The 12,956-nt window shown below is 67.8% G+C and carries 11 protein-coding genes; 8 read left to right on the forward strand and 3 right to left on the reverse strand.

The genetic code is table 11. The features are described 5' to 3' along the window. Nucleotides 1-8 precede the first annotated feature (8 nt). On the forward strand, nt 9-905 hold the full coding sequence (locus tag DJFAAGMI_RS18445; protein WP_211458226.1) for a DMT family transporter: 897 nt from the start codon (nt 9-11) through the stop codon (nt 903-905). 22 nt (nt 906-927) lie between these two features. Here the strand turns inward: DJFAAGMI_RS18445 and DJFAAGMI_RS18450 are convergent, their stop codons facing one another. Next, nucleotides 928-1,848, reverse strand: coding sequence for a LysR family transcriptional regulator (locus DJFAAGMI_RS18450; RefSeq protein WP_211458227.1), 921 nt, complete (start codon nt 1,846-1,848; stop codon nt 928-930). 171 nt (nt 1,849-2,019) lie between these two features. Between DJFAAGMI_RS18450 and DJFAAGMI_RS18455 the strand changes: the two genes are divergently transcribed. The 7 genes from DJFAAGMI_RS18455 (at nt 2,020) to DJFAAGMI_RS18485 (ending at nt 10,492) form a co-directional block, all read left to right on the forward strand. Next, nucleotides 2,020-3,030: a Bug family tripartite tricarboxylate transporter substrate binding protein gene (locus tag DJFAAGMI_RS18455; protein ID WP_211458228.1), complete on the forward strand. Its 1,011-nt coding sequence runs from the start codon at nt 2,020-2,022 to the stop codon at nt 3,028-3,030. 179 nt (nt 3,031-3,209) lie between these two features. Then, entirely contained in the window at nt 3,210-4,811 is a 1,602-nt protein-coding gene (locus DJFAAGMI_RS18460) for a gamma-glutamyltransferase family protein (protein ID WP_211458229.1), read from the forward strand. Between the two features lie 266 nt (nt 4,812-5,077). Then, a complete protein-coding gene (locus tag DJFAAGMI_RS18465; protein WP_211458230.1) occupies nt 5,078-6,037 on the forward strand; it encodes a Bug family tripartite tricarboxylate transporter substrate binding protein in 960 nt (319 codons plus the stop codon). A gap of 23 nt (nt 6,038-6,060) precedes the next feature. Beyond that, nucleotides 6,061-7,626, forward strand: coding sequence for a class I adenylate-forming enzyme family protein (locus DJFAAGMI_RS18470; protein WP_211458231.1), 1,566 nt, complete (start codon nt 6,061-6,063; stop codon nt 7,624-7,626). 14 nt (nt 7,627-7,640) lie between these two features. Then, a complete protein-coding gene (locus tag DJFAAGMI_RS18475; RefSeq protein WP_249334508.1) occupies nt 7,641-8,633 on the forward strand; it encodes a tripartite tricarboxylate transporter substrate binding protein in 993 nt (330 codons plus the stop codon). 199 nt (nt 8,634-8,832) lie between these two features. Beyond that, nucleotides 8,833-9,756 (forward strand): RNA polymerase sigma-70 factor, encoded by a 924-nt coding sequence (locus DJFAAGMI_RS18480; RefSeq protein ID WP_211458233.1) that lies wholly within the window; start codon nt 8,833-8,835, stop codon nt 9,754-9,756. A gap of 238 nt (nt 9,757-9,994) precedes the next feature. Then, entirely contained in the window at nt 9,995-10,492 is a 498-nt protein-coding gene (locus DJFAAGMI_RS18485) for a carboxymuconolactone decarboxylase family protein (RefSeq protein ID WP_211458234.1), read from the forward strand. A 167-nt stretch (nt 10,493-10,659) separates the two neighbouring features. Here the strand turns inward: DJFAAGMI_RS18485 and DJFAAGMI_RS18490 are convergent, their stop codons facing one another. Continuing rightward, nucleotides 10,660-11,643, reverse strand: a complete 984-nt coding sequence (locus tag DJFAAGMI_RS18490; protein ID WP_211458235.1) for a Bug family tripartite tricarboxylate transporter substrate binding protein — start codon at nt 11,641-11,643, stop codon at nt 10,660-10,662. A 102-nt stretch (nt 11,644-11,745) separates the two neighbouring features. Beyond that, nucleotides 11,746-12,954 carry a tricarballylate utilization 4Fe-4S protein TcuB gene (gene tcuB / locus DJFAAGMI_RS18495; RefSeq protein ID WP_211458236.1) on the reverse strand — a complete coding sequence of 403 codons (1,209 nt, stop codon included), beginning with the start codon at nt 12,952-12,954 and terminating at the stop codon, nt 11,746-11,748. Nucleotides 12,955-12,956: the final 2 nt, after the last annotated feature.

Below are 12,956 nucleotides of genomic sequence, written 5' to 3' on the forward strand. Positions count from 1 at the left end.
TGCCCTGTATGTCTGTAGCCAGCCTGATCCGACTCATGACACTGGCCGCTCTCTGGGGCGGCAGTTTTTTATTCATGCGCGTGGCCGTGCCCCATCTGGGGGCCGTGCCCACGGCCGTGGGGCGCGGCCTGTTTTCGGCGCTGGGCCTTGGCGCGGCGCTGTTTGCCATGGGCTACCGGCCCAGGATAGGGCGCTATCTGTGGCCCTTGCTGGGGCTGGGCGTCATCAATTCCGGCATCCCCTTTCTTATGTACGCCCTGGCGGCCCAGGTGCTGCCGTCGGGCTATAGCGCCATCTTCAATGCCACCACGCCGCTGGTGGCCACCGTGGTGGGGGCGCTGGTGTTTGCCGAGGCGATCACGCCCGCGCGCGTGGCTGCGGTGCTGCTGGGGATTGGCGGCGTGGCGGTGCTGGCCCAGGCCGGGCCGCTGGATCTCAGCACAGCCGTGCTGGGCGGGATGGCGGCCTGTTTTGTGGCCACGGTCTGCTATGCGTTTTCCAGCTATCTGACGCTCAGGCTTGCGGGTGCCAATGCGTGCGTGGACACGCGCGCTGCCGTTTTCATCAGCCAGCTAGGTGCGCTGATGGTGCTGACACCGGCGCTGCTCATCGACATGGCGCTGGAGCCCGGCATGCTGGCCAGGCTGCAGGCCGCGCCGCTGCTGGCATGGGGCAATGTGGCGCTGCTGGGCCTGTTGAGCACGGCTCTGGCCTATGTGCTGTACTTCCGGCTGATTGCCGACGAGGGGCCGCAGAAGGCGCTGACCGTGACCTTCATCGTGCCCGTGTTTGCCGTGCTCTGGGGCTGGGCCCTGCTTGATGAGTCCTTGACCGCAGCACATGCCATGGGGGGCGGGCTGATTGCGCTGTCGCTATGGCTGGTGCTGCGCCCCAAGGCGGATTGAGTCGGCGCGAGCGGTTGCCGTATCACCAGGCTGCGGGCAGGCGCAGCTGCAAAAGCTCCAGAAAGGACTGCGCCGCATGCGGCAGCGTGCGGCCGGCCAGGGTCTGCACCTCGATATCGCGCAGATCCATGCCGCGGTCGCTGAGCGGCACGGCCACGAGCGCTCCTGTGGCCACCATGTCGCGGGCGGCGATTTCGCTGGCCACGGCAACCGCCGTGCCCTGGGCCGCAAAGTTCAGCAGCGTCTTGCCGTGATTGCTCTCCAGGGCCGGTGCCAGCATCAGTCCCTGGCGGCTGCAGGCTGCGTCCAGCAGCTGGCGCACGGCCGTGCTGGGCGGCGTCAGTGCCAGCGGATAGCGCACCAGCCTGGCCAGTGCCACGCTGCGCTCCTGTGCCAGTTCATGGCCGGATGCCACCAGCGCCAGCACGGGCGCGGCCACGCGGCAGGCAACCGCAATGCCGGGCTCGGGGGCCCGGCTGAAACACAGGCCTATGTCGGCCATGCCGGTGCGCACGGCACCGGAAACCTCGTGCGTGGGCAGCACCGTCACCTCGAAGACGATGCCGCTGTGCTCGCGCTGGAAGGTCGCGCACAGGCGCGGCAGGAATTCGCTGGCGAAGGCGTCGGAGCTGGCGATGCGCACCTTGCCGCTGCGCAGGCCCTGCAAGGCCTTGATCTCGTCCAGTGCGCGCTCCGCGTCCAGTCCTGCACGGCGCGCATGATCGGCCAGGATTTCGCCGGCAGCGTTGAGCACCATGCCACGCGGGTGGCGCTCGAACAGCGGCGTGCCCAGGCGCGCCTCCAATGCCGCAATCTGGCGGCTGATGGCCGAGGCCGCCACATGCAGCCTTGCCGAAGCCTCGGTCAGCGAGCCGCATTGCGCGACTTCGTGAAAGTAGCGCAGCGCGGTGTCTTGGAGCAGCAAATGGCGGGACTCGGGCATGGCTGTCGGTGCAAGCAAACCGCCATTGTGCTCGGTTTGCTGTTTTGGCAATGATGACTTGCAAATTTGCCGATAGCGGCAAATGCCTTGGCTTTCTAAGATGTCCCGTTCGAGGGTTGCCGGGCAGCGGCGCCGCCTTTTGAACAAGCTGCCATTTCACCGGGAGTTGCCATGCGGGCACGGTTTACTGTTTCAACGACGCGCCGCCAGTGGCTCCATGCCGCAGCGGCGGTGGCCGGTGGCCTGCTGGCCTTGCCGGCCCTGGCCCAGGGCGAGGCCGCCTGGCCCACCCGACCGGTGCGGGTGATCGTGCCGTTTCCGGCCAGCGGCGCCACCGATCTGGTGGCACGCGTGATCGCGCAGCGCGTATCGCAGGAGCTGGGCCAGCAACTGGTCATCGACAACCGGCCCGGTGCCGGCGGCACCATAGGCACGGCCGAGGCCGCCAAGGCGACGGCCGACGGCTACACGCTGCTGTTCACCACCAGCAGCACGCATGCGATTTCGCCGCATCTGATGCCCAGGCTGGCCTACAAGGCGGACAAGGACTTCAGTCCCATCGCGCATACGGCGGACGCGGCCAGCGTGCTGCTGGTCACGCCCTCGCTGCCGGTCAAGAGCGTGCAGGAGCTGATTGCCTATGCCAGGGCCAATCCCGGCAAGCTCAACTACGCCACCAGCGGCAACGGCACCATCGTGCACCTGAACACCGCCGCCTTTGCCGCGCAGGCTGGCATACAGCTCGCCCATGTGCCCTACAAGGGCACGGCGCAATCGATCACCGATCTGGCGGCAGGCCAGGTGCATCTGCTGTTCGACTCCATTCCCACGGGCATGCCCCATGTGGCCAGCGGCCGCCTGCGTGCCCTGGCCGTGACCGGCGACAGGCGCAGCACGCTGGCTCCGAATCTGCCCACGGTGGCCGAATCGGGCCTGCCAGGCTATTCCTCGGTCACCTGGTTCGGTGTCTACGGCCCGGCCGGCATGAAGCCCGAGCTGGTCGGCAGGATCAACCAGGCCTTCAACCGCGCCATCCAGAATCCCGAGGTGATCGCCAGTCTGGGCAAGCAGGGCGTGGAGCCCGCCAAGCCGCAGACGCCAGGACAGTTCTCCGCCATGGTGCAGGCCGACAGCGCGCGCTGGGCCAAGGTCATCAGGGACAACCACATTACTTTGGAATAAAAACACCCCCTGAGTCGCTTCGCCTGGGCGGCCCCGCGCCTTCCCCCTGGCCGGGCGTCCTCTCTCGCTGCGCGGGAGGAGGACGACGCCCTCGCTGCAGGGCGGCCCTTGCTCGGCGTGCGCCGTTGGAGGTGCCCGTCTTGTGCGCGGCGCCCATGAATCACTGATCGGACTTAGATATGACCAACCTCGTCAAGGACTGGACGCTTCCCTATGCCTCGAACCGCTCGCCGGTGCTGGGGCGCAATGTGGTCAGCACTTCGCAGCCGCTGGCCGCGCAGGCCGGCCTTTCCATGCTGCTGGCCGGCGGCAACGCCGTGGACGCAGCGCTGGCCGCGGCGATGACACTGACCGTGGTCGAGCCCACGGGCTGCGGCCTCGGCAGCGACGGCTTTGCCATCGTCTGGGACGGCAAGGAGCTGCACGGCCTCAACGCCTCGGGCCGCTCGCCTGCGGGCTGGACGCCCGACTACTTTGCCCAGCTGGGCGGCATACCGGAGAAGGGCTGGAATGCCGTGACCGTGCCCGGCGCCGTGTCGGCCTGGGTGGCGCTGTCCAAGCGCTTCGGCAAGCTGCCCTTCGCGCAGGTGGCCCGGCCCGCCATCGACTATGCACGCAACGGTTTCGCGGTCTCGCCCACCATTGCCACGCTGTGGGAGCTGGGCGGCAAGAAGCTGGGCGACCAGCCCGGCTTTGCCGAGTGCTTTCTGCCTGGCGGCCGCGCGCCCCGGGCCGGAGAAGTGTTCAGGAGCGAAGCCCATGCGCGCACGCTCGAGGAGATCGCCGAGACCATGGGCGAGTCCTTCTATCGCGGCGCGCTGGCCAGAAAGATGGTCGAGCATTCGCGGGCCTGCGGTGGCGTGATGAGCGAGGAAGACCTGGCCGCGCACCAGGCCGACTGGGTGGGCACGGTGTCGCAGAAGTTCGGCGACTCGGTGATCCACGAGATTCCGCCCAACGGCCAGGGCATTGCGGCGCTGATGGCGCTGGGCATGCTGGACGAGCTGGGCGTGGGCAAGCAAGACCTCGACGGCGTGGACAGCGTGCACCTGCAGATCGAGGCCATGAAGCTGGCCTTTGCCGACCTGCACCAGTACAACGCCGACCTGGACCATATGCGCGTCACCCCCGCGCAGCTGCTGGACCGCGACTATCTGCGCGAACGCGCCCGTCTCATAGACCGCGAGCAGGCCAGCGCACCCACCTACGGTGCGCCCCGGCCCGGCGGCACGGTCTACCTGGCGGCGGCCGATGCCAGCGGCATGATGGTCTCCTTCATCCAGTCCAACTACATGGGCTTCGGCTCGGGCGTGGTCGTGCCGGGCACGGGCATCAGCCTGCAGAACCGCGGCCACGGCTTTACCACCGAGGCCGGACATGCCAACCAGGTCGGTCCGCGCAAGCGTCCCTCGCACACCATCATTCCGGCCTTTGCCATGCATGCCGACGGTACGCCGCAAATGGCGTTCGGCGTCATGGGCGGCCCCATGCAGAGTCAGGGCCATCTGCAGATGGCCCTGCGCGTGCTGCGCTACGGCCAGAACCCGCAGGCTGCGGCCGATGCGCCGCGCTGGCGCGTGACCGGCGGCAAGGGCGTGGCCGTGGAGCCGTCCTTCGATGCCGCCGTGGTTGAGCAGCTGCGCGCACGCGGCCATGAGGTCAGCGTCGAGGCCGGCCACGGCGTGTTCGCCTTTGGCGGCGCCCAGCTGGTGCTGCGCGACGGCGGGCATTACATCGCGGGCTCCGATCCGCGCAAGGACGGGTGCGCGGTGGCTTATTGATCCCCTTGTTGGGGACGACGGTCTTGCTGCGGGGCCTCGCCTTGGGCAGTGCCATTTTTTTGGCGCTGTGCATGCTGCGAAAAGAAAAATGGCGCTTCAGCGCCTTTTTTCTTGTGCCTCCCTCGTCTTTTGCGGCAACGGGTTAGTCCGCATTCCAGCCTGCCTAAGCGCGGGTTTCCGAATGGCGAAGCGGCTCTCCTGTCAAACCCTGGTGCCCCGGCGCGCGGGGCTCTCTATCGTTGCGGGCAGTGAACCGGAGACTGCCCATGACCGTCCGCCGCAGCTTGCTGGCCCTGCTGACCGCCCTGACTTTTGTCCCTTGTGCCGCGCAGGCGGCTGCCTGGCCTGAGCGGCCGATCACCATCATCGTGCCGGCCGCTGCGGGCGGCACCACGGACATCGCGGCGCGCGTGCTGGCCGAGAAGATGGGCAAGGATCTCGGCACGCCGGTGGTGGTGGAGAACAAGGGTGGGGGCGGTGGCTCCATCGGCACGGCCCAGGTGGCGCGCGCCAGGCCCGATGGCTACACGCTGCTGATGGGCAACATCGGTCCGGTGGCCATCAATTTCAGCCTCTACAAGCAGCTCAGCTACAAGGAGAGCGACCTGCGCGGCATCACCAACGTGATCTCCGTGCCCAACATCCTCGTGGTCCATGCGGACTCACCCGTGCGCAGCGTGGGCGAGCTGGTGGCGCAGGCCAGGACGCGGCGCCTGAATGTCTCCACCTCGGGCGTGGGCCAGTCGCCCCACATGTCTTCGGAGATGTTCCGCCAGAAGGCCGACATCGAGGTCACGCTCGTGCCTTTTCCGGGCGCTGCACCCGCCGTCACGGCCCTGCTGGGCCAGCAGGTCGACTACATGATCGACAACCTGCCCAGCTCCATGCCGCACATCAAGGCCGGCAAGTTCCGCGCCCTGGCCATCACCAGCGCCACGCGCTCGGCACAGTTGCCCGAGGTGCCCACCATGGCCGAGGCCGGCGTGCCCATGCAGGTCACGGCCTGGTTCGGCCTGCTGGCACCGGCCGGCACGCCCGATCCCGTGGTCGGCCGCATCCAGGAATCCGCAAAGCGCGCCATGCAGACGGCCGAGGTGCGCCAGCGCTTCGCCGACCTCGGCGGCATGCCCGGCGGCGAGACACCGGCCGAGTACGACGCCTTCATCGCCCAGGAGCGCAAGAGCTGGGCCCAGATCGTCAAGGCCGCAGGCCTGTCGCTCGAATAGTTTCCGTCCCCGTCTCCATCTCCATGCAAGAAGACATCGCCTCCCTGCTGCGCCAGCCCTTTGGCTCGCTGCCCGAACTCGTCGCGCTGCAGGCCCGCCAGCGCCCCCGCCACACCGCCCTGGCCATGGATGGCCGCAGCCTCGACTACGCCGCACTGCGCCTGGGCATGGACCGCGTGGCCCTGAGCCTGCAGCGCCAGGGCCTGGGCCCCGGCGACGTCGTGGCCATCTGCGCGAGCAGTTCGCCCGAGTACGTGCTGGCCTTCCTGGGTGCGCTGCGCGCGGGTGTGGCCGTGGCGCCGCTGGCCCCCTCGGCCACGGCCGGGCACCTGAGCGCCATGTTGGCCAACTGCGGCGCGCGCCTGGTGCTGCGTGACCGAGAGACGGCCTTGCAATGGCCGCTGCAGGCAGGCATCGAGCTGCAATGCGTGGCGCTGGACGATGCACCCGAAGCCGGCGCGCCCTGGTCGCAGTGGCTGGCGGAACCAGGCACGCCCGCCGCCATCGATCCCCGACCGGACTGGGCGTTCAACGTCATCTATTCCTCGGGCACGACCGGCGTGCCCAAGGGCATCGTCCAGTCCTGGGCCATGCGCTGGGCCCATGTGCAGCGCGCCATCAGCAACGGCTACGGGCCCGATGCCGTCTCGCTGTGCGCCACGCCGCTGTACTCCAACACCACCCTGGTCGCGGCTCTGCCCACGCTGGGCCTGGGCGGCACCCTGGTGCTGATGCGCAAGTTCGACGCCGCACACTACCTGGAGCTGGCCGAGCGCCACCGCGCCACGCACACCATGCTGGTGCCCGTGCAGTACCAACGCCTGATGCAGTGCCCGGCCTTCGACGATGCCGACCTCTCCGGCCTGCAGCACAAGTTCTGCACCAGTGCACCTTTCCACTCCGCGCTCAAGGCCGAGGTGCTGCGCCGCTGGCCCGGGGCCCTTATCGAGTACTACGGCATGACCGAAGGCGGCGTGCGCTGCGAGCTGCACTGCCATGAACATCCCGGCAAGCTGCACACCGTGGGCCGGCCCGGACCCGGCGCGGATATCCGCTTCATCGATGAGCTCGGCCGCGAGCTGCCGGCCGGCGGACAGGGTGAGATCGTGGGCCGCTCGGCCGGGATGATGAGCGGCTACCACGGCCTGCCCGACAAGACGCGCGAGGCCGAATGGTTCGACGCCGAAGGCCGGCGCTTCATCCGCAGCGGCGACGTGGGCCGGCTCGACGAGGACGGCTTCATCGTGCTGGGCGACCGCATGAAGGACATGATTATCACGGGGGGCTTCAACGTCTACCCCAGCGACATCGAGTCCGTGCTGTTGCAGCACCCGCAGGTGGCCGAATGCGCGGTGATCGGCGTGCCCTCCGAGCAATGGGGCGAAACCCCCGTGGCCTATGCCGTGGCACGGCCCGGCACGGAGCCATTGGCTGCGCATCTGCGGGACTGGCTCAACGCCCGCGTGGGCAAGACCCAGCGCGTGGCCGAACTGCGGCTGGCGGCCAGCCTTCCGCGCAGCGAGATCGGCAAGGTGCTCAAGCGCGCGCTGCGCGAGCAGTACCAGCCCGATGCCCTTTCCTCTTCATGAACCGCGAGCACGCCATGTCCCTGTCCACACGCCGCCGCATGCTGGCCTGCCTGGCACTCGCCGCCAGCGCCCTTTGCGCCACAGCCCTGTCCGCCGCACGGGCTGCCGATGCCTGGCCCGCCAAGCCCATCCAGCTGGTCATCCCCTACCCGCCCGGCGGCAGCGCCGACCTGCTGAGCCGCCCGCTGGCCGTGCAACTGCAGCAGCAGCTGGGCCAGCCCGTGGTGCTGGAGTACAAGCCGGGTGCGGGCGGCACGCTGGCCTCGCAGTACGTGGCACGTGCCAAACCGGATGGCTACACCGTGCTCATGGTGCTGGCTGCCCACGCCATCAACGACAGCCTCTACCCCAAGCTGCCCTACGACACCCGCCGCGACTTCGCGCCCGTGTCCCTGGTGGCCAACCTGCCCATGGTGGTTGCGGCGAGTAGCAAGCTGCCGGTGAAGAACATCCAGGAACTCATCCAGGCCGCCAGGGCCAACCCCGGCAAGCTCACCTTCGGCTCGGCGGGCAACGGCAACACGGGGCATCTCGCGGCCGAGTACTTCGGCTCCATGGCAGGCGTGCGCATGACCCATGTGCCCTACAAGGGCAGCGCGGGCGTGGTCAATGCCATGCTGGCCGGCGACATCGACCTGACCTTCGACAGCATCTCCACCTCCATGCCCCACATCCGCAGTGGGCGCATGCAGGCGCTGGCCGTCACCAGTCCCCAGCGCTCGGCACTGGCGCCCGAGGTGGCCACCATCCAGGAGCAGGGCATCGCAGGCTTCGACGTGACCGGCTGGTACGCGCTGATCGCGCCGGCAGGCACGCCGCCCGAAGTCACCCGGCACCTGAGCCGCGAGATCGCCACCGCCCTGCGCCAGCCCGCGCTGCAGGCCCAGCTGGCCGGCGGCGGCTACGAGCCCGTGGGCTCCACGCCCGAGGCGCTGCAGGCCCACATCGACCACGAGATCACGCGCTGGGCCGCCGTCGTCAAGGCGACGGGAGCCCGCGTGGATTAAAAATCACCCCCCTGAGCGACTGCGCCGCTTCCCCCTGAGGGGGACGACGCCTTCGCCGCGAGGCGGCTCTTGCTCGGCGTCCCTGACTCGAAGTGCGCCCGTTTTGGCTGCGTTGTCACAAAAGCTGTGCGTTCTGCGTCTAAGGCTTGGTGCCTGTCACACTGGGTGGCTGGCCCGGCCTATTTGCAGGAGACATCACGTGAGCCCCACTTCCCACGCTGCGCCGCCCGCCGATGCGGGACTGCAGGATTTCGAGCGCCATCGCCCGCGCCTGTTCGGGCTGGCCTATCGCATGCTGGGCCAGCGTGCCGAAGCCGAGGATCTGGTGCAGGATGTCTGGCTGCGCTGGCAGGACAGCGAGCGCGCCGCCATTGCCCAGCCCGAGGCCTGGCTGGTGACCACCGCCACGCGGCTGGCCATAGACCGGCTGCGGCGCCTGCGCGTGGAGCGCGAGCACTATGCGGGTTTCTGGCTGCCCGAGCCGCTGGTTCAGCCCTGGACCGAGGCCGCTCCCTCGGCCGAAGAGCTGCTGGAGCAGGCCCACGATGTTTCCATGGCGCTGCTGTTCGTGCTGGAGCAACTGACGCCCGAGGAGCGCGCGGCCTTTTTGCTGCGTGAGGTCTTCGATGCCGACTATGCCGAAGTGGCCCAGGCGCTGGGCCGCAGCGAGGCCGCCTGCCGCCAGCTGGTGCACCGTGCGCGTGCCCATGTGAAGGCCGGACGGCCGCGCTTCGAGGCGCCCGCACAAGCCCATGCCGAGCTGTTGCGCCGCTTTGCCCAGGCTGCGCGGGGCGGCGATCTGGCGCAGATCCAAGCGCTCTTCGCGCCCGACGCCGCGCTGATCAGCGATGGCGGCGGCAAGGTGGCATCCTTTGGCCGCGTGCTGGAGACCGGGCGCCGCCTTGCGCTGCTGTACTTCGCCACGGCCCGGCGTCTGCGCCGCGACGGGCAGGAGCAGACCCTGCATCTGGCGCGGGTCAACGGCCTGCCGGGTCTGGTGCGCTGTGTGGACGGCCGGGTGGAGTCGGTGCAGACGCTGCTGGTCGAGGACGGACTGATCCGGCGCATCTACACGCTGCGCAATCCGGACAAGCTGACCCGCGTGCTGGTGCCGGCTGCCTGATTGCCTGATGGGCGAGGCCCGTCGCAGAAGGTGAAAAAACAATAGCTGCTAGCGCCATTCAATCAACAAATTCAGATAGTTTTGTTGCTGAGTTTGTTTCATGCATAGCGATAGCAGCTATTTTTATTGATGGCTCGGCGATGGATGACGAGGCTTGTCACAAACCGCACCGCTGCCGCGTCTAAGAGGTATGGGCCGGCCGCAGGGGCGGGCCTGCAATGCTTCAAGGAGTATTCACATGGCCGACATCGCCAACCCCACCGTCAACCCCATTGCCATCCCCACGCCGCGCCTGGACTTCCGTGCGCTGGCTCCCGAGCTCTACAAGGCGCAGGCCGGCCTCAACGCCCAGATCGCGCGCTCCAGCCTCGGTGTGCAGCTACTGGAGCTGGTCTATCTGCGCGTCTCGCAGATCAACGGCTGCGCCTTCTGCGTGGACATGCATGTGCGCGAGCTGCTGTCGCGCGGCGAGGATCTGCAGCGCATCAACAGCGTGGTGGTCTGGCGCGAGGTGGACTTGTTCGAGATGCGCGAGCGCGCTGCGCTGAACTGGGCCGAGCGCTGCACCCAACTGAGCCTGGCCCACCCCGGGCAGCAGGACTTCGAGGTCCTGCGCCCCTACTTCAGCGAGCGCGAAATCGTCGAGCTCAGCTACGCCATCGGCTGCATCAATGTCTGGAACCGTCTGTGCGTGGGCTTTGCGGCTCCCGTGGAAAAAAAACCTATCACCCCCTGAGCCGCTGCGCGGCTTCCCCCGTTGCACGGCGCCCTCTCTCGCTGCACGGGAGGGGGACGACGGCCTCGCTGCGGGAGCGGCGCGGCCGGCGAGGCCCTTGCTCGCCGTCCTGACCTGGATTGCGCCCAATTCATGCCTTATGCATCGGCACGAGCGGGGTTGTGCTCTCAGTTCTGGGTGATCTTGCGTTCCCTGACCACCTTGCCCCATTGCTCGTATTCCTTCTTCATGAAGGCCGCGAACTCGGTACGGGTCGTGGGTTGGGGCGTCAGGCCGTGGACCTTGAGCGCCTCGGCCACGCCAGGGTCCTTGAGCACCTTGACGATCTCCAGGTTCCAGCGGTCCAGCACGGGCGTGGGGGTCTTGCCGGGGGCGACGAAGGCATACCAGTTCAGCGCCTCGAAGCCCGGATAGCCGGCTTCGGCCACGGTGGGAATATTGGGCATGTAGGCCGGGCGGGTGAGGCCGGTAGTGGCCAGCGGAATCAGCTTGCCGGTCTCGACATGCGGCAGGGCCGTCGGGGGTGCGGCAAAGTAGGAGGTGACGCGCTCGCCCAGCAGGTCCTGCAGGGCTGGTGCGCCGCCCTTGTAGGGCACGTGAACCATCTCCACGCCGGCGCGTTGGTTGAACAGCTCGCCTGCCAGGTGCGAGGCCGAGCCCGCGCCGGTCGATGCATAGTCCACGCTGCCGGGGCTCTTCTTGGCCTTGGCCACGAACTCGGCCAGATTCTTCACGCCGGCGCCCTTGTGGACCACCAGCACATTGGGGAAGTTCACGCCGCCCGAGATGGGCGCGAGATCGCTGAAGGGGTTGTAGCCCACCTTCATGATGTGGGGCGCAATCGTCAGCGGGCCGATGGAGCCGAACAGCAGCACCGAGCCGTCGATCGGTGCCTTGGCCACGAACTGGTGGGCGATATTGCCGCCCGCGCCGCCCTTGTTGTCCACCACCACGGTCTGGCCGATGTTCTCGCCCAGCTTCTTGGCAATCATGCGCGCCGCCGCGTCGGCGGCTCCGCCAGCGGCAAAGCCCACGACCAGGGTCACGGGCTTGTTGGGCAGCCAGTCGGGTGCGGCCTGTGCCGCCGAGCCCAGGCTCAGCAGGGAGGCGGCCACGGCCGTGGCGCGCAGGAAATGGCGTTTGTTCATCATGGGATGTCTCCTTGGTCGGGGAAAGGAATGCCGGTAATCCGGCTGATTTTTTTGAAGTGACCGGCATGAGAGGCCATGCCGGCCCGTGGTTTTTTCAGACCTTCAGTCGGCGCCCAGGCCGATGGGACTGGGCTCGCGCTTTTCGGTGTTGTGGCGCAGCAGCGCAGCCGTGCGGAACACGCCGTGGGCAAACTTGCCATAGGGCAGGGTGGCAAACAGCGCAATCACGGCGCCCAGATGCAGACACAGCAGCAGAGCCAGCGCCGGTGTGGCGCGGCCCAGCCATAGAGCCAGACCGCTTGCGGCGACCAGGAACAGCAGGGCGATAAAGCCAAGGTCCATGGGCTTTTGCCTGGCATCGCCATGCAGCGGGTGACGGGCGCGGTTCAGCATCCAGAGGCCGGCCGTGCCGATCATCAGGCTCACGCCGCCCAGGGCGCCCAGAATCTTGGGCAGGCTGGGCAGCTCGTAGGGGGCAGGCAGATCGAAGACATAGTGATAGACCGTCGCCAGGCCGGTGGCCGCAAAGCACAGCATGAAGCCGTAGAAGGTCAGGTGGTGGAAGCGGCGGCGCTTCAGGGTGTACTCGTCGTCCTCGTTGTGGCAGCCGTCGCCATGGCCGCCGTCCAGGTATTTCAGGCGCAGCACGTCATGCGTGGCTTCGGCAGCGGCGGGGCCGCTGACATCCACATTGCTGGTGGCGGGCTTGACGTCCTGCCAGAAGCGGCGCACGCCCATGAACAACGCGAACACCACGAACAGGAAGACCGGCGCAAAAATGCCGACCAGCAGGTTGTGCGGGAACAGGTTGTAGAAGTTGTTGCCCAGATTGCCATTCCACAGCTGGCTCGGGCCACCTTGCGCGGCAACAGCCAGCGCCAGGAACAGGAAGAGTCCGGCGACCAGTGCCAGGGACAGGGTCAGGCCGTTCTTCTGGTACAGCTTGCCCATGGCGGGCGGCCAGGCATAGTCGGCATAGGTCTGGCCGCGCACTTCGGCCATGGCCTTGGGGATGTTGATGCCGAATTCATGCGGCGGTGCGTACTGGCAGGCGTGCAGGCAGGCGCCGCAGTTGTGGCAGAGATTGGCCAGGTAATGCACATCGGCCTTGCCGAACTCCAGACGGCGCGTCATGGCCGGGAACACGGCGCAGAAGCCTTCGCAGTAGCGGCAGGCATTGCAGATCTGCATCACGCGCGCCACTTCGCTTTCGGCAGCGGTTTCCGTTGGGGCGGGGAGGATGGGAATCACCTTGCCGGTGGCCAGGGTCTGGGCTTCCTTGCCCAGTTCTTGCAGGGATTGGATGCTCATGA

The sequence above is a fragment of the Comamonas brasiliensis genome (assembly GCF_018292285.1).
Taxonomy (GTDB): domain Bacteria; phylum Pseudomonadota; class Gammaproteobacteria; order Burkholderiales; family Burkholderiaceae_C; genus Comamonas; species Comamonas brasiliensis.

What these genes read in the sequence shown, in the direction of transcription:
- DJFAAGMI_RS18445 (WP_211458226.1), top strand. Translation starts at nt 9, where the DNA reads ATGTCTGTAGCCAGCCTGATCCGACTCATGACACTGGCCGCTCTCTGG.
- DJFAAGMI_RS18450 (WP_211458227.1), bottom strand. Translation starts at nt 1,848, where the DNA reads ATGCCCGAGTCCCGCCATTTGCTGCTCCAAGACACCGCGCTGCGCTAC.
- DJFAAGMI_RS18455 (WP_211458228.1), top strand. Translation starts at nt 2,020, where the DNA reads ATGCGGGCACGGTTTACTGTTTCAACGACGCGCCGCCAGTGGCTCCAT.
- DJFAAGMI_RS18460 (WP_211458229.1), top strand. Translation starts at nt 3,210, where the DNA reads ATGACCAACCTCGTCAAGGACTGGACGCTTCCCTATGCCTCGAACCGC.
- DJFAAGMI_RS18465 (WP_211458230.1), top strand. Translation starts at nt 5,078, where the DNA reads ATGACCGTCCGCCGCAGCTTGCTGGCCCTGCTGACCGCCCTGACTTTT.
- DJFAAGMI_RS18470 (WP_211458231.1), top strand. Translation starts at nt 6,061, where the DNA reads ATGCAAGAAGACATCGCCTCCCTGCTGCGCCAGCCCTTTGGCTCGCTG.
- DJFAAGMI_RS18475 (WP_249334508.1), top strand. Translation starts at nt 7,641, where the DNA reads ATGTCCCTGTCCACACGCCGCCGCATGCTGGCCTGCCTGGCACTCGCC.
- DJFAAGMI_RS18485 (WP_211458234.1), top strand. Translation starts at nt 9,995, where the DNA reads ATGGCCGACATCGCCAACCCCACCGTCAACCCCATTGCCATCCCCACG.
- DJFAAGMI_RS18490 (WP_211458235.1), bottom strand. Translation starts at nt 11,643, where the DNA reads ATGATGAACAAACGCCATTTCCTGCGCGCCACGGCCGTGGCCGCCTCC.
- tcuB (WP_211458236.1), bottom strand. Translation starts at nt 12,954, where the DNA reads ATGAGCATCCAATCCCTGCAAGAACTGGGCAAGGAAGCCCAGACCCTG.